Origin of the sequence: Streptomyces monticola, from assembly GCF_042665355.1 — a bacterium.
Classification (GTDB): domain Bacteria; phylum Actinomycetota; class Actinomycetes; order Streptomycetales; family Streptomycetaceae; genus Streptomyces; species Streptomyces monticola.
In genome coordinates this window covers 20,330-35,366 of record NZ_JBHTCF010000032.1, presented here as the reverse complement: position 1 = coordinate 35,366, position 15,037 = coordinate 20,330, and the positions used below count along the sequence as shown (strand labels likewise).

The 15,037-nt window shown below is 69.5% G+C and carries 13 protein-coding genes, 2 pseudogenes and 2 riboswitches; of the genes and pseudogenes, 12 read left to right on the top strand and 3 right to left on the bottom strand.

From position 1 onward, the window contains the following. Positions 1–88: 88 nt before the first annotated feature. On the bottom strand, positions 89–766 hold the full coding sequence (locus ACFQVC_RS39890) for an AAA family ATPase (protein WP_381840830.1): 678 nt from the start codon (positions 764–766) through the stop codon (positions 89–91). A 125-nt stretch (positions 767–891) separates the two neighbouring features. After that, positions 892–987: riboswitch (glycine riboswitch) on the top strand. Beyond that, positions 988–1,097, top strand: a riboswitch (glycine riboswitch). It abuts the riboswitch before it with no gap. A gap of 34 nt (positions 1,098–1,131) precedes the next feature. Here ACFQVC_RS39890 and gcvT point away from each other — a divergent pair. From gcvT to ACFQVC_RS39865, 5 genes are all read left to right on the top strand, one after another. Continuing rightward, entirely contained in the window at positions 1,132–2,274 is a 1,143-nt protein-coding gene (gene gcvT, locus ACFQVC_RS39885) for a glycine cleavage system aminomethyltransferase GcvT (RefSeq protein ID WP_381840729.1), read from the top strand. A gap of 67 nt (positions 2,275–2,341) precedes the next feature. Then, positions 2,342–2,719, top strand: coding sequence for a glycine cleavage system protein GcvH (gene gcvH / locus ACFQVC_RS39880; RefSeq protein ID WP_381840726.1), 378 nt, complete (start codon positions 2,342–2,344; stop codon positions 2,717–2,719). 15 nt (positions 2,720–2,734) lie between these two features. Next, complete coding sequence (glyA, locus tag ACFQVC_RS39875; protein ID WP_381840723.1) at positions 2,735–3,994, top strand: serine hydroxymethyltransferase; 1,260 nt, start codon at positions 2,735–2,737, stop codon at positions 3,992–3,994. A gap of 206 nt (positions 3,995–4,200) precedes the next feature. Beyond that, positions 4,201–5,850, top strand: a complete 1,650-nt coding sequence (locus ACFQVC_RS39870) for an APC family permease (RefSeq protein ID WP_381840720.1) — start codon at positions 4,201–4,203, stop codon at positions 5,848–5,850. 261 nt (positions 5,851–6,111) lie between these two features. Further along, positions 6,112–7,494, top strand: coding sequence for an L-serine ammonia-lyase (locus ACFQVC_RS39865; protein WP_381840717.1), 1,383 nt, complete (start codon positions 6,112–6,114; stop codon positions 7,492–7,494). A gap of 46 nt (positions 7,495–7,540) precedes the next feature. Here the strand turns inward: ACFQVC_RS39865 and ACFQVC_RS39860 are convergent, their stop codons facing one another. Continuing rightward, a complete protein-coding gene (locus tag ACFQVC_RS39860; protein ID WP_381840715.1) occupies positions 7,541–7,888 on the bottom strand; it encodes a hypothetical protein in 348 nt (115 codons plus the stop codon). Positions 7,889–8,202: 314 nt separating this feature from the next. Between ACFQVC_RS39860 and ACFQVC_RS39855 the strand changes: the two genes are divergently transcribed. The 7 genes and pseudogenes from ACFQVC_RS39855 to ACFQVC_RS39825 all read left to right on the top strand — a co-directional run bounded on the left by ACFQVC_RS39855 (position 8,203) and on the right by ACFQVC_RS39825 (position 14,564). Next, positions 8,203–8,673 (top strand): SRPBCC family protein, encoded by a 471-nt coding sequence (locus tag ACFQVC_RS39855; RefSeq protein ID WP_381840712.1) that lies wholly within the window; start codon positions 8,203–8,205, stop codon positions 8,671–8,673. Between the two features lie 204 nt (positions 8,674–8,877). Continuing rightward, positions 8,878–9,849: a cucumopine synthase-related protein gene (locus ACFQVC_RS39850; protein WP_381840709.1), complete on the top strand. Its 972-nt coding sequence runs from the start codon at positions 8,878–8,880 to the stop codon at positions 9,847–9,849. Continuing rightward, positions 9,846–10,961, top strand: coding sequence for an NAD(P)/FAD-dependent oxidoreductase (locus ACFQVC_RS39845; RefSeq protein ID WP_381840706.1), 1,116 nt, complete (start codon positions 9,846–9,848; stop codon positions 10,959–10,961). The genes ACFQVC_RS39850 and ACFQVC_RS39845 overlap by 4 nt, the downstream gene beginning before the upstream one ends. A 9-nt stretch (positions 10,962–10,970) precedes the next feature. Further along, the gene (locus ACFQVC_RS39840; protein WP_381840703.1) at positions 10,971–12,803 is read left to right on the top strand and encodes a carbamoyltransferase family protein; all 1,833 of its coding nucleotides are present in this window, start codon (positions 10,971–10,973) and stop codon (positions 12,801–12,803) included. Between the two features lie 32 nt (positions 12,804–12,835). Then, positions 12,836–13,498: pseudogene (locus ACFQVC_RS39835) on the top strand (histidine phosphatase family protein); the annotation flags it as partial. Positions 13,499–13,805: 307 nt separating this feature from the next. After that, positions 13,806–13,958, top strand: a pseudogene (locus ACFQVC_RS39830) (FAD binding domain-containing protein); the annotation flags it as partial. A gap of 153 nt (positions 13,959–14,111) precedes the next feature. Beyond that, complete coding sequence (locus tag ACFQVC_RS39825) at positions 14,112–14,564, top strand: nucleoside deaminase (RefSeq protein WP_381840827.1); 453 nt, start codon at positions 14,112–14,114, stop codon at positions 14,562–14,564. Positions 14,565–14,660: 96 nt separating this feature from the next. On the opposite strand, the gene ACFQVC_RS39820 is transcribed toward ACFQVC_RS39825, so the two are convergent. Then, positions 14,661–14,993 (bottom strand): ArsR/SmtB family transcription factor, encoded by a 333-nt coding sequence (locus ACFQVC_RS39820; protein WP_381840700.1) that lies wholly within the window; start codon positions 14,991–14,993, stop codon positions 14,661–14,663. Between the last annotated feature and the right edge of the window lie 44 nt (positions 14,994–15,037).

Below are 15,037 nucleotides of genomic sequence, written 5' to 3'. Positions count from 1 at the left end.
TTCATGTCCGCAGTCAGGTCCGCTGGTCGTGTCCGCAGTCAGGTCCGCAGTCGTACGCTCCCCGCGGGGCGCCGCCCACGGGGCCGCCTCAGTCCTCGAAGCCCAGGACCTGCAGGCCGTCCGCCGCCGAGCGGTCGAGCAGGACGGCGGAGGCGCAGCCCGCGGGGACGCGGCCGTTCTCCGCGTCGCGCACCAGGCTTCCGACCGCTCCGCGGTGCCGGGTGAAGGCGTAGCGCGAGACTCCGCGGCCGCGCTCCCGCTGGCCGGCGAGCGCGGTGCGCGGATCGACGTCGAGCAGCAGCAGATGCAGTCCGCGGCCGCGGCGCCTGGCCTCTCGGGCCAGCCAGCGGCGCACCCAGGCCTGCGTTCCGCAGTCGTGCACGACGACGCTCTCGCCTGAGCGCAGGGCGCGGCGCAGTGCGGCGTAGTGCGCGATACGGACCAGGGGGCGGTAGACGGCGTACGGCAAGAAGCGCGGCATGCGCCGGGCCCAGCGGTCCCTTGCGTCCTGGGAGTCCAGGCGGGGGGCGGCGACGGCCCGCTTGATCAGGGTGGTCTTGCCGCTGCCGGGCAGCCCGGAGACGACGACCAGGTCGCCCGCGCCGAAGCGGAGCCGGCGCGGTGTGCGCCCCTCGCGGGCCCTGAGATCGCGGACCACCGGCGCAGGACCCAGCGCCTCCCCGGCCGGAGCCCCCGGCTGTTCCGGCACCGTGACACCACTCGCCGTGGTCATCGCCGGATACGCGCTGGCCTTGTGCACCGTGATCGTCCTCCCCGTTCGGTCACGCGACTCTTCCCCGCCCACTGTAAAGAGACGGTAATGCGGCACAAGCGGATTACCCCTCTGACGGCTCGTGCAATGATGTGCGGGCCAACTCCATACCGGCCGCTTGAATCCGCGCGGGAGAGCTCCCAGTGATGCACTGGGGCGCCGAAGGAGCAAGTCCCTCCCTTGAATCTCTCAGGCCCAGTTACCGCGCGGGCGAGGCAGATCTGAAAAGCGAGCCGCGCCGCAGTGGCTCCACCCAAGGTGCAAGCCGGCATCCCGGCGAACCTCTCAGGTTGAACCCCCGGGTTCCGATGACAGATGGGGAGGACGCCCTCGCCAGTCATGCCCTGGGAGCCAGACACATGAGCCATTCCCCTCAAGCGCCGCGCCTGACCGCACTCGACGCGGTGCACCGTTCGCTCGGCGCGACCATGACCGACTTCGCGGGCTGGGACATGCCGCTGCGGTACGGAAGTGAGCGCGACGAGCACAACGCCGTACGCACCAAGGCCGGTCTCTTCGACCTCTCGCACATGGGCGAGATCACGGTGACCGGCCGCGGCGCCGCCGATCTGCTCGACTACGCCCTCGTCGGCAACATCGGCTCGGTCAAGACCGGCCGTGCCCGCTACACCATGATCTGCCGGGAGGACGGCGGGATCCTGGACGACCTGATCGTCTACCGCCTCGGCGACGACGAGACCCCCGAGTACATGGTCGTCGCCAACGCCTCCAACGCGCAGGTGGTCCTGGACGCGCTGACCGAGCGCGCGGCCGGCTTCGACGCGCAGGTGCGCGACGACCGTGACGCCTACGCGCTGCTCGCCGTGCAGGGCCCCAACTCCCCGGAGATCGTCAAGGCGTTGACGGACGCCGACCTCGACGGGCTGAAGTACTACGCGGGTCTGCCCGGCACGGTGGCGGGTGTCCAGGCCCTGATCGCCCGCACCGGCTACACCGGCGAGGACGGCTTCGAGCTGTTCCTCAAGCCCGAGCACGCCGAGCAGGTCTGGCAGCGGATCACCGAGGCGGGCGCGGAGTACGGCCTGACGCCGTGCGGGCTCTCCTGCCGCGACACCCTGCGCCTCGAGGCGGGCATGCCGCTGTACGGGCACGAGCTGTCCACCTCGCTCACGCCCTTCGACGCCGGACTCGGCCGGGTCGTGAAGTTCGAGAAGACCACCAACGACGGTGCCTTCGTGGGCCGTGCCGCCCTTGAGCGGGCCGCCGAGCGCGCGGAGCAGAACCCGCCGCGCAAGCTGGTCGGCCTGATCGCCGAGGGCCGCCGGGTGCCGCGCGCCGAGATGAACGTGGTCGCGGACGGCGCGGTCATCGGCGCGGTGACCTCCGGCGCCCCGTCGCCGACCCTGGGCAAGCCGATCGCGATGGCGTACGTGGACGCCGCGCACGCCGAGCCGGGCACCAAGGGCGTCGGCGTGGACATCCGCGGCACCCACGAGCCCTACGAGGTCGTCGCCCTGCCGTTCTACAAGCGGCAGAAGTGACCCTTACGGTCGGCCCCGCGTCTTTCTTGTTCCTCACCACTCCCCCGCGTACAGGAGAATTCAGCTCATGAGCAACCCACAGGAACTGCGCTACAGCAAGGAACACGAGTGGCTGTCGGCCGCCGCGGACGGCGTCTCGACGGTCGGCATCACGGAGCACGCGGCCAACGCCCTCGGCGATGTGGTCTTCGTGCAGCTTCCCGAGGTCGGCGACACGGTGACCGCGGGCGAGACCTGCGGCGAGCTGGAGTCGACAAAGTCGGTGAGCGAGCTCTACTCGCCGGTCTCCGGTGAGGTCACCGAGACCAACCAGGACGTCGTGGACGACCCGGCCCTGGTCAACTCGGCCCCGTTCACGGACGGTTGGCTGTTCAAGGTCAAGGTCTCGGAGGAGCCGGGTGACCTGCTCACCGCCGCCGAGTACACCGAGTTCTCCGGAAGCTGAGGGGCGCCGCAACCCATGTCTCTGCTCAACACCCCGCTGCACGAGCTCGACCCGGACGTGGCCGCCGCGGTCGACGCCGAGCTGCACCGCCAGCAGTCCACCCTCGAGATGATCGCCTCGGAGAACTTCGCTCCGGTCGCGGTCATGGAGGCCCAGGGCTCGGTCCTCACCAACAAGTACGCCGAGGGTTACCCGGGCCGCCGCTACTACGGCGGCTGTGAGCACGTCGATGTCGTCGAGCAGATCGCCATCGACCGCATCAAGGAGCTGTTCGGCGCCGAGGCCGCCAACGTCCAGCCGCACTCCGGTGCGCAGGCGAACGCGGCCGCGATGTTCGCGCTGCTCAAGCCGGGCGACACGATCATGGGCCTGAATCTCGCGCACGGCGGGCATCTGACCCACGGCATGAAGATCAACTTCTCCGGCAAGCTCTACAACGTGGTCGCGTACCACGTCGACGAGAAGACCGGTGAGGTCGACATGGACCAGGTCGAGCGCCTGGCCAAGGAATCGCAGCCGAAGCTGATCGTGGCCGGCTGGTCCGCGTACCCGCGTCAGCTGGACTTCGCCGCGTTCCGGCGGATCGCCGACGAGGTGGGCGCGTATCTGATGGTCGACATGGCGCACTTCGCCGGTCTGGTGGCGGCGGGTCTGCACCCGTCCCCCGTACCGCACGCGCATGTCGTCACCACGACCACGCACAAGACCCTCGGCGGACCGCGCGGCGGTGTGATCCTGTCGACGCAGGAGCTCGCCAAGAAGATCAACTCTGCGGTCTTCCCCGGGCAGCAGGGCGGCCCCCTGGAGCATGTGATCGCGGCCAAGGCGGTCTCCTTCAAGGTGGCGGCATCCGAGGAGTTCAAGGAGCGCCAGCAGCGCACGGTGGACGGCGCCCGGATCCTCGCCGAGCGGCTCGTCCAGGACGACGCGAAGGCCGTGGGCGTGGACGTGCTGTCCGGCGGCACGGACGTGCACCTCGTCCTGGTCGACCTGCGCAACTCCGAGCTCGACGGGCAGCAGGCCGAGGACCGCCTCCACGAGGTCGGCATCACGGTCAACCGCAACGCCGTCCCGAACGACCCGCGGCCGCCGATGGTGACCTCCGGTCTGCGTATCGGTACGCCGGCGCTGGCCACGCGCGGCTTCCAGGCGGAGGACTTCCGGGAGGTGGCGGATGTCATCGCGGAGGCGCTGAAGCCCTCCTACGACGCGGAGTCCTTGAAGGCCCGGGTTTCCGCCCTGGCCGCGAAGCACCCGCTGTACCCCTCGCTCTAAGAGCGTCCGGCGGCGGGGCCGGCGTCACGGGGCTCAGCCGCGAGGCAGGGTCCGCTCTGTGGTTGTCCACAGGGCGGGCCCTTTGCCATGACCAAGGGCCCCCACTTCCTGTCCGAATAGCCGATCTGGTCCAAAGAAACGGCAAATACGGTTTACGTAAGCCTTCGTTTCAAAGGACTGCACAGGACCAAGGACGGCGACCACCCATGGATATGAGTGCGGCGAACCGCAAGGGGCTCAGCCTCTTCGCGCTGATCATGATCGGCCTCGGCTCGATCTTCGGCTCCGGCTGGCTGTTCGGGGCCGGGCAGGCGGCCGCCGTCGCCGGGCCCGCCGCGATCGTCGCCTGGGTGATCGGCGCCGTCTTCATCGGCATGATCGCGATGTCGTACGCGGAGGTCGGGGCCGCCTACCCGCTGCCCGGGTCCATGGCCCGCTTCGGCACCATCTCGCACGGCCCGGTACTCGGCTTCATCACCGGCTGGGCGGTGTGGATCGCCATCGCCGCGCTGATCCCGATCGAGTCGATCGCCGGTACGCAGTACATGTCGTCCTGGAACTTCGGCTGGGCGCGCGGACTCGTCGAGGACGGCGGGCTCACGGCCTCCGGCATGGCGATGGCGCTCTTCCTCACCGTCGCGCTCTGGCTGGCCTGCTACTGGTCGGTGGGCGTGCTCGCCAAGGCGAACAACCTGCTCACCCTGGTCAAGTTCGCCATCCCGGTGCTCGCCGTGATCGCCCTGATCGCCTCCGGCTTCCACACCGGGAACTTCACCGACCACGGCGGCTTCGCACCCAACGGCTGGCCCGCGGTGATGACCGCCGTCACCACCTCCGGTGTCGTCTTCGCCTTCAACGGCTTCCAGGCCGTCGTCAACCTCGGCGGCGCCGCCAAGAACCCGGGCCGCGCCATCCCGCTCGCCCTGATCGGCGCGCTCTCCCTCGGTCTGGTCATCTATCTGGCCCTGCAGATCGCCTTCCTCGGCGCCGTGCCCCCGGAGAAGCTCGCCGAGGCCGGCGGCTGGCAGGGGATCAACTTCTCCTCGCCCTTCGCCGACCTGGCCAAGATGCTGATGCTGCACTGGGTCGTCACGATGCTGCAGTTCGGCGCCTTCATCTCGCCGTCCGGCGCCAACATCGGCAATGTCGCCTCCGCCTCGTACATGGCGCAGAACCTCGCCGAGACCGGCTTCTTCCCGAAGAAGATCCGCGAGACGCACCCCAAGTACGGCACCGCCCGGCCCGCGATGTGGCTGAATCTGGGCTTCTCGGTGCTGCTGCTCGTCACCGTCGGACACAGCTGGGAGGCGCTCGCCAGCGTCGTCTCCGCCGCCATGGTCGTCTCGTATCTGATCGGGCCGATCGCGGTCGGGGTGTTCCGCAGGACCAAGCCGGAGCTGCCCCGTCCGTTCCGCCTGCCGGCGGCGAGGATTCTGTGCCCCATCACCTTCGCCTTCGCCGCCTGCGCCCTGTACTGGTCGAAGTGGCCGGACACCGGGAAGGTCGTGCTGCTCACCCTGGCCGCCGCCCCGATCGCGGCGGTGGTGCTCCGGCGCAAGGGAGAGCGGAATCTGCTGCGGCAGTTCGCACCGGCCTGGTGGCTGATCGCCTTCCTGCTCTGGCTCGGCACGCTGTCGGCGCTCGGCAGCGAGGAGTTCGGCGGCCACGGGGTGATCCCGGGCGGCGTGGACATCACGGTCGTCGGCCTCTCGGCTCTGGGCTTCTACTTCTGGGCCGTACGGTCCGGGGTGCGGGCGCACGCCGCGGGGCTGCCGGGCCCCGATCCCGTACTGGATCAGGCGACGCCCGAGCCCGAGCCGACCGACCTGCGCGAACGTGAGCTCAGCACGGTCTGAGCGCGGGTCCGGGAGCGGGCCGGGAACGGACCGAGTACGCACCGAGACCGCACCGAGACCGCGCGGAAACCCCTTCGGTGGACGAGCCCCGCACCCGTCGCGTTAGGCTCGGACACCGGACAAAATCCGCACAACTGATCGCGCCCCGGTCCCGCCCATGGACCGGCGTACGGACCAGTGAATCCAGGCCATGATCGCTCCTGCCGATCGGCCCCTCTGCCCCGCCCGCACACCCACGAGCAGACAAGGGAGTCCGCCACCGTGGCCATCTCCGTCTTCGACCTCTTCTCCATCGGCATCGGCCCGTCCTCCTCGCACACGGTCGGACCGATGCGCGCGGCCCGGATGTTCGTCGGCCGCCTGAAGAAGGACGGTCTGCTCGCCCAGACCACCTCCGTGCGCGCGGAGCTCTTCGGCTCGCTCGGCGCCACCGGCCACGGCCACGGCACCCCCAAGGCCGTACTCCTCGGCCTCGAGGGCCACTCCCCGCGCACCGTCGACGTGGAGAGCGCCGACGACGAGGTGGAGCGCATCCGCACCACCGGCAGGCTGCGGCTCCTGAACGCCGAGATAGGCGCCATCCACGAGATCGACTTCGACGAGCCCAACCAGCTGATCCTGCACCGGCGCCGCTCGCTGCCGTACCACGCCAACGGCATGACGCTCGCCGCCTACGACAGCGCGGGCGCCCCGCTCCTGGAGAAGACGTACTACTCCGTGGGCGGCGGCTTCGTCGTCGACGAGGACGCCGTCGGCGAGGACCGGATCAAGCTCGACGACACGGTCCTCAAGTACCCCTTCCGCACCGGCGACGAGCTGCTCCGCCTGGCCCGTGAGACCGGTCTGTCCGTCTCCTCGATGATGCTGGAGAACGAGAAGGCCTGGCGCACCGAGGAGGAGATCCGCGAGGGCCTCCTGGAGATCTGGCGCGTCATGCAGGCCTGCGTCTCGCGCGGTATGTCCCGCGAGGGCATCCTGCCCGGCGGCCTGAAGGTCCGCCGCCGCGCCGCCTCCTCCGCCCGCCAGCTGCGCGCCGAGGGCGACCCGATGCTGCACCGCAGCGAGTGGACGACGATCTACGCGATGGCGGTGAACGAGGAGAACGCGGCGGGCGGCCGCGTCGTCACGGCCCCGACGAACGGCGCGGCCGGAGTCCTTCCCGCCGTCCTGCACTACTACATGCACTTCGTGCCGAACGCCGACGACGACGGCATCGTCCGCTTCCTGCTTGCCGCGGGCGCCATCGGCATGCTGTTCAAGGAGAACGCCTCCATCTCCGGCGCCGAGGTCGGCTGCCAGGGCGAGGTCGGCTCCGCCTGCTCGATGGCCGCCGGCGCGCTCGCCGAGGTCCTCGGCGGCACCCCCGAGCAGGTCGAGAACGCCGCCGAGATCGGCATGGAGCACAACCTCGGCCTCACCTGCGACCCGGTCGGCGGCCTGGTCCAGATCCCGTGCATCGAGCGCAACGGCATGGCCGCGGTCAAGGCCGTCACCGCCGCGAAGATGGCGATGCGCGGCGACGGCTCGCACAAGGTCTCCCTCGACAAGGTCATCAAGACCATGAAGGAGACCGGCGCCGATATGAAGGTCAAGTACAAGGAGACGGCCCGCGGCGGGCTCGCGGTGAACGTCATCGAGTGCTGAGCATCCGGCGCCCCGCGGCGTATGCCGCACCTGGAAGCGATGGTTCCTAGGTGCGGCTCGCCGTCCGCAGGACACGCCCGTACGGGTCCACGGTGAGGGACTGTCGCTCTTCCTTCTGCGTGAGTCCGATGATCAACCACACGATGCCCCACAGCAGGCACGTGAAAATGGTCAGGATCGCGTGCAGCACGTGGTTCGGCCGGTGCCCCCTGGCCAGCACGGCCTGCGTCTGGGTGCGGGACTCGACGCGCCAGCCGACGGAGACCAGTTCGTTCACCGCCCGGTCCAGTGCCGCCGCTCGCTCCCCCTCCGGCACAGGCTCGGTGGGGACCTCCGGTAGCGGCACGTTCCCGTGGTCGGCGGAGGCCCACCCCTGCCAGCGATCGTCACTCATACCGACACCCTCGCCAAGGTGGAGCGACCGGGCACGGCAGGTGGGCCGAACGCGTGACCCGTGCCCGGGCCCCGCGCCCCGGACAACCGCTGCCGGCCGTCCGGCAGCGGGCTCAAGTCCCCTGATCAGGGGCCGCATTACACGCGGACCGGTTGTTGTAGAAGTCTACGAAGAGCCGTCTCAGCCTGCGGATGGGTTCATGTCTTCCGTCCCTGGCTGGGGCGGCTCGGTCGCCTGTGTACTCCTCACACATGTTGCAGCGAAGCGAGGGCTCCCCCCGGGGGGGGATCTCCCTTGCCCGACAAGGAGTTCATGTGGCGATCCAGCGGAAGCACACGATGTTCCACTCGACCATCGTCGACGCCGGTCCTGACGCCGTCTGGGCCGTGGTCCGTGACGCCATGCAGGTCGTGAAGATCGTGTCCGGTCCCGCGGCGAAGGACGTGCACTGGGCCGAGGGCGGCTCGGTCGAACAGGTGCCGTCGCGCTACGACTTCACGCTGGTGTTCAACGACGGCCTCGTCCAGCAGGAGGTCGCCGGACGCAACGAAGTGGACCGGTCGCAGACCTACCGGGCCATCGCGCCGACGATGGGCGTCGAGAACTACGCCGCCACCATTCGCGTCCGGCCGATCACCAACGACCCGAACCGCAGCTACTTCGAGTGGGCGCGCGAGCTGGAGATCGCCGATGACGCCGACCCCGAGGTCGTCGGGGCGATCATCGCCATGATGGAGAAGCAGACGGACTCCGTGCGGGACCACTTCGCGTCCCCGGAGAAGTAGCCGCGGCAGCCTTCAAGGCCCTCTAAGCCCTTCAAGGCCCTCAAGGACCCCTTAGTCCCTCAAGGCTTCGAGTCCCCCTCAGCCCCTCAATTCCCCCTTTTTGTACGGGGATCACTCACGCACGTCGCAAGAGCAGGGGTGTGCTTTCCGTGCCGCACCGCGTCCGCACCGCCTCCTGATTTCCCGCCGAACGAAGGAAAAGCCTTGACTGAGACGTCGACCGGTCGGCACATCGAGATCGTCTGGCCCGACCTGGGCATCACCGTCACCGCTGAACTCGACGGACGCAACCCCGAGTTGGCCGACGCACTGTGGGAGGCGCTGCCGTACCAGAGCCTGCAGGGACACGCTCTGGTGGCGGGAGAGCATCTGTACCACCACGTACCGATCCCCAAGCTGCTGCATCTGCACGGAGACGACCGCATCGCCGACCGGCGCGACGCACCCGACGGAACGGTGTTCTGCTCCGCGCTGCAGCATCTGGGCATCAAATACGGCACGTTGACCGAACCGATGGGCGCGGCCCCGGTGGGCCAGGTCAGGGCCGAGGACATGCCGGCGCTGCTGGAGGCCGGGCAGGCGGTGTGGGACGCGGTCTACTCGACGAAGAAGGAAATCCTGGTCGAGGTCCGCAAGGCGGGCACGGCCGGCGGCCACAGCATCCCCCGGCTGACCGCCGCCGACCCCGACGCGGACCGGCTGCTCCAGGACGTGTACGCGGAGACCGAGCGGCACTGGCTGTCCGCACCGGCCGAGCTCGCCGATATGCACCAGGGGTGGATACCGTCCGGGGCCGGAAGCTTCGAGACGGTCCTCCCCACCCTCCTTTTCGTCAACGGCGAGACCCGTCCGCTGGGTTACGCCTCCTACGGCGGCCTGGTCAGGGGCGCGGTCAACACGGACATGCCGATCGAGTCGCTGCGCGAGATGGCGCGCCTCCTCGTCGGTATCCCGGCCGAGTTCCTCGGCTACTGCGGCCTGGACAAGCTGTGGGACTTCACCCAGCGCTTCCTTGCCTGCCTCGACAACCTCGACCGCGACGACTTCCTGGCCGTGGTCAGCCAGATGGCGCTCTACATCAACCTCCTGGGTGCCTGGAACCTGCACCTGTTCCCGTGGGACGCCACGGACACCCTGCGCCAGCAGCGCACCGCCGGGGCGGGCCGGCAGGTATGAGCGCGCTGCCCGAAAGCACCGAAGCCCTCGTCATCGGCGGCGGAGTGATCGGCACCTCCGTCGCCGCCCAGCTCGCCGAGGCCGGCGTCGGCACCGTCCTGCTCGAGCGCGGCACCCTCGGATCGGGAGCGTCCGGGTCCACCGCGAACGTGGTGCGCACCTACTTCCCCGGCGATGCCCGCACCGGCGCCCTCGCCGTCCGCAGCACGCAGGCGTACCACGCCTTCACCGACCGGACCGGAACTCCCCTGGGCCTGGAGCGAGTCGGCTTCATGGTGCTGTTCACCGAAGAGCACCAGGTGGCGGAGTTCCGGCGCGACCAGGCCGCCCAGGAGGCCGCCGGTGTCGACGTACGCCTCGTGACCGCGGCGGAAGCGGCGCGGCTCAACCCCCTGCTCGACGAGCGCTCCATCGTGGCGGCGGCCTGGTCGCCCGAGGCCTACTCCTGCGACCCGGCCGCGATCGTGCGCGGCTACGCCGCGGCCGCCCAGGAGGCCGGCGCCGTCGTACGCACGGAAACACCCGTCACCGGCATCGATCCCGACGGTCGGGTCCACACCCCCTCCGGCAGCATCCTCGCCGGCACCGTCATCTGCGCGGCAGGACCCTGGTCGGGGACGGTGGCCGCCCTGGCCGGCGTCCGCCTCCCGGTGGCCCCGGAGCCCATCGAGCTGCTCCTCACCGATCCCCCGGCCGAGCCGGTCACCACCCTGCCGATGACCCTGCACCCCTCCAGCCTGCGTATCCGTACCTGGAGGGACCGCATCCTCGTCGGCATGGGGCGCCCGAGGCCGGACGAGTCGCGAGAGGCCTGGCTACGGCGGGTGTCCGAGCAGCTCGGCGCCACCTACCCGGCCCTCGCCGGCATCCGTCTGCACCGTGGCTGGAGCGGCTCCCTGGATGCCAGCCCGGACGGGAGCGCCTTCATCGGCCGGGATCCCTCCCGTCCCTTCGTCTACGCGGCGGGCTTCTCCGGCCAGGGGCTGTGCCAGGCGCCGGCGGCCGGCGAGATCGTCCGCGATCTGCTGCTCGGCAAGCCGTCCTGGACCGACACGGCCGGTCTCTCCACCGACCGCTGCTCACCGGCCGCACAGCCACCGATGACTTCGTAAGGAATCCTCATGATTGTCTTGGCGTGGAACGGATTCACCCGCGTCTCGGAGTTCTTCGCCGAGAACTTCGGCGCGGTCGGCACCGAGAAGCACTACCTCCTCGGACACGACGCGGGTGCGTCACTGCTTGTGGACGGCGAGCTTGTCGCGGCCGTCGAGGAAGAGCGGCTCAACCGGGAGAAGAAGACCACCGACTTCCCGGCCGGTTCGGTGAAGTGGTGCCTCGAACATGCGGGGTTGGAGTTCTCCGACGTCGACCTCCTTGCCATCCCCTGGAATTGGTCCGCAGAGGTGCAGGACCAGATCCTGTCCGATATCGGGTCCGCACCGATGCCGGACGCGGCGAAGCAGGGTCTCGCGGGCGGTATCGGCAGGCTCTACACCGAGGTCGTCAGCCACGAGGCGATCCTCGCCGACTTCGCCGCCCGCACCGGCTTCACCCCCGACCCGGACAAGGTGGTGTTCGTTCCCCACCACCTCGCCCACGCGATGACCGGCTATTACATGGCGGGCATGAAGGACAGCGCGTTCCTCGTCAGCGACGGCCGCGCCGAGCGGTTCTCGGCACTGATGGGCGAAATCCGCGACGGCCGGATCCAGGTCTTCGACGAGTCGACCATCGGCTCGGAGTATTCGATGGGGCTGCTGTTCGCCGCGATCACGCGTTATCTCGGCTTCGTGCCCAACAACGACGAGTACAAGGTCATGGGGCTCGCCGGGTACGCCGGGCCGCCGGTGCCGAATCCGTTCCTGGAGCACGTCGTCGAACTGCACGAGGAAGGGCGGTACTCCTTCCGCAGGCCCCTGGAGACGGACAACCCCCGCAGCCTGGAGCCCTGGTTCGAGGAGCTCTTCGGCCCCCGCCAGGACACCCTCGAATACCAGGCCCGGGTGGCCGCCGCGGCCCAGGAGATGCTGAACGTCGTCACGAACCACCAGCTCCGCGCCCTTGAGGCCAAGACGGATCTGGACCATCTGCTCTTCGAAGGCGGTGTGGCGCTGAACTGCCTCAACAACACCCCGCTGTTCGAGGCGTCACGGTTCGACGACATGGATGTCAGCTTCGGCGCGAGCGACACGGGCATCGTCATCGGCGCCGCGGTCCACGCCTGGCTCAACCATCCCGATAACGCGGGGGAGTTGGGCGGGCCGGAGAAGAAGCCCGCGCCGCGGATCACTCCGTATCTCGGACCGGAATACGACGAAGCGACAGCCGAGCAGGCCCTGCGGGAATTCGGCGACCGGGTGGAATGGCGCAGGCTCGACGACGACGAGGTCGTCGACCAGGTAGCGAAACTGCTCACCGAGAAGGTCGTCATCGGCTACTTCGAGGGCCGGATCGAGCACGGCCCGCGGGCACTTGGGCACCGCAGCATCCTGGCGAACCCGCATTTCCCCGATATCAAGGACATCATCAACACGAAGGTCAAGCACCGCGAACCCTTCCGCCCGTTCGCACCGCTCGTCATCGAGTCGGAGGCGCCGAAGGTCTTCGAAATGGGCCGCAAGACCCGCTCTCCGTATATGACGTTCGTGTTCCCGGTGCGGCCGGAGTTCCATGACGTCATCCCGGGCGCGACCCATGTGGACGGCACGTCCAGGGTGCAGACGATCACGGATCAGGACACCCCGCGGCTTGCCGCCCTGCTGCGCCGGTTCACCGCGCTGACCGATGTCCCCTGCCTGATCAACACCTCGTTCAACGTGGCGGGCGAGCCGATCGTGTGCACCCCGGCCGACGCGCTGAACTGCTTCCTCGGCACCGAGATCGACTACCTCGTGCTCGGCAATTACCTGGTCACCAAGACCGGCTCTTCCGGCTCTTCCGGCTCTTCCGCATGACGGAAAAGCCCCCGCCCGCCCCGTCCGGGCCCGCTCCGGCGCCGTCCGCTGCCGCCCCGGCCGGGCTCGCCGATCCGGGCACGCCCACCACCCTCGTCCTGGTGCGGCACGGCGAGACGGCGCTGACACCGGAGAAGCGGTTCTCCGGCAGCGGCGCCGACCCGTCCCTGTCGGCGGCCGGGCGGCGCCAGGCCGAGGCGGCGGCGACGGCGCTCGCCGCGCGCGGCACGGCGCAGGCCGTCGTGACCTCACCGCTGCGGCGCTGCCGGGAGACCGCCGACGCGGTGGCCGGGCGCCTCGGGCTCGACGTACAGGTCGACGAGGAGCTGCGAGAGGCCGACTTCGGGGCCTGGGAAGGCCTGACGTACGCCGAGGTGCGGGAACGCCGTCCGGACGAGCTGGCGGCCTGGCTGCGCTCCCCCACGGCCGCGCCGTCGGGCGGTGAGTCCCTCGACGACGTGGCGCGGCGGGTGGCACAGGCGCGGGACGAGCTGCTCGCGCGCCACACCGGGCAGACCGTCCTGGTCGTCTCGCATGTGGTGCCGGTACGGCAGCTGATCCGCCTGGCGCTCGGGGCACCGCCGGAGTCGCTGTTCCGGATGGAGATCGCGGCGGCCTCGCTGTCGACGGTGGCGTACCACCCGCAGGGCAACGCCTCGGTGCGCTCGCTCAACGACACCTCGCACCTGCCCTGAGCCCGGCGGGGCAGGGCCGGACCGCCCTCGGCCCTGCCCCGCCGGGACCGGCGGGTCTCGGCCATCTCCCCTGCGCTCCGGTTGCGGCAGGAAACCCATGGGGTTACTGAGCCCCGCCTTTCATACGAATCTACGAGACCACCCGATCGGCCAGCCAATTCCTTCATGTTTTCGGTGACTGACCACGGCCTGCGGATGGCGGGTGTACTTACGGCATTCCGCGTTAACAGCACGTGAACGAGTCGGTCGAGGGACTTCGGTCCTCTGGCTCGAAACGAACGACCCGATCCGAACGAAGAGGGCCACCATGGACTTCTTTCGCCCCGCAGCCCGGGAGGAAGCGCTCGCCGCCAAGGCCGAGCACCCCGGCGCTGCGCCGATCGCGGGTGGCGCCGATGTGATGACCGAGACCGACTTCGACCACCGGCGCCCCGAGTACCTCCTGGACCTCAACCGAATCAGCCCGGCCGCAACGGAACACATCGCCGGCGTCGAGCCGCGCTGATCCCGTCAGCTCCTCCCCACCGCCCCCCCACCGTCTCCGAAAGAAGTGACTGTGACTGTGACCGCGCAGACCCAAGACACGAGCCTCCAGGACCTAGAGCGCGCCTGGATGGACGAGGCCATCAAGCTGGCCACCAACAGCGTGGCCAACGGCGGCGGTCCGTTCGGCGCCCTGATCGTCAAGGACGGGGTGGTGGTGGCGAGCGAGAACAACCACGTCACCGAGAACCTGGACCCGACCGCGCACGCCGAGGTGAGCGCGATCCGTGTCGCCTGCAAGAAGCTGGACACCTTCTCGCTCGAGGGCTGTGTCCTGATCACCTCGTGCGAGCCGTGCCCGATGTGTCTTTCCTCCGCACTGTGGGCGCGCGTCGACCGGATCGTCTTCGCCGCCGACCGTGACGACGCCGCGGTGGCCGGCTTCGACGACCGCAAGTTCTACGACCTGTTCGAGAAGAAGGCCGCGGAGCTGTGGCCGGCGGCGATCGAGCGCATCGACCTGCCGAACCGTACGGCGCCGTTCGACGCGTGGCTGGCCAAGTCGGACCGTATCGACTACTGACGTACGGATCTCGCGGCTCCACACCGAACCACGCGGAACCACGCGGAACCACGAACGGGCCTTCTGCCGCTCACGCGGCGGAAGGCCCGTCGTGCGTCATGCCCCCGAAGGCGTCCCCAACAACTGCCCCATGCCCGCGAGCACACCGGGCTCGACGCGGTAGTAGACCCAGGTGCCGCGGCGCTCGGAGGTGAGCAGACCGGCCTCCTTGAGCTTCTTCAGGTGGTGGGAGACCGTCGGCTGCGACACCCCTACGTCGGAGATGTCGCAGACGCAGGCCTCGCCGCCCTCGTGCGAGGCCACCAGGGAGAACAGCCGCAGCCTGACCGGGTCACCGAGCGCCTTGAACATCCTCGCGGTGCGCTCGGCCTCCTCTGCGGTGAAGGGCCGTTCGGTCAGCGGGGGGCAGCACGGCGTCACTGTCGACATGCAGCTATTTTGGCATACGTCGAATCAATGCGGGCCTGATCGGC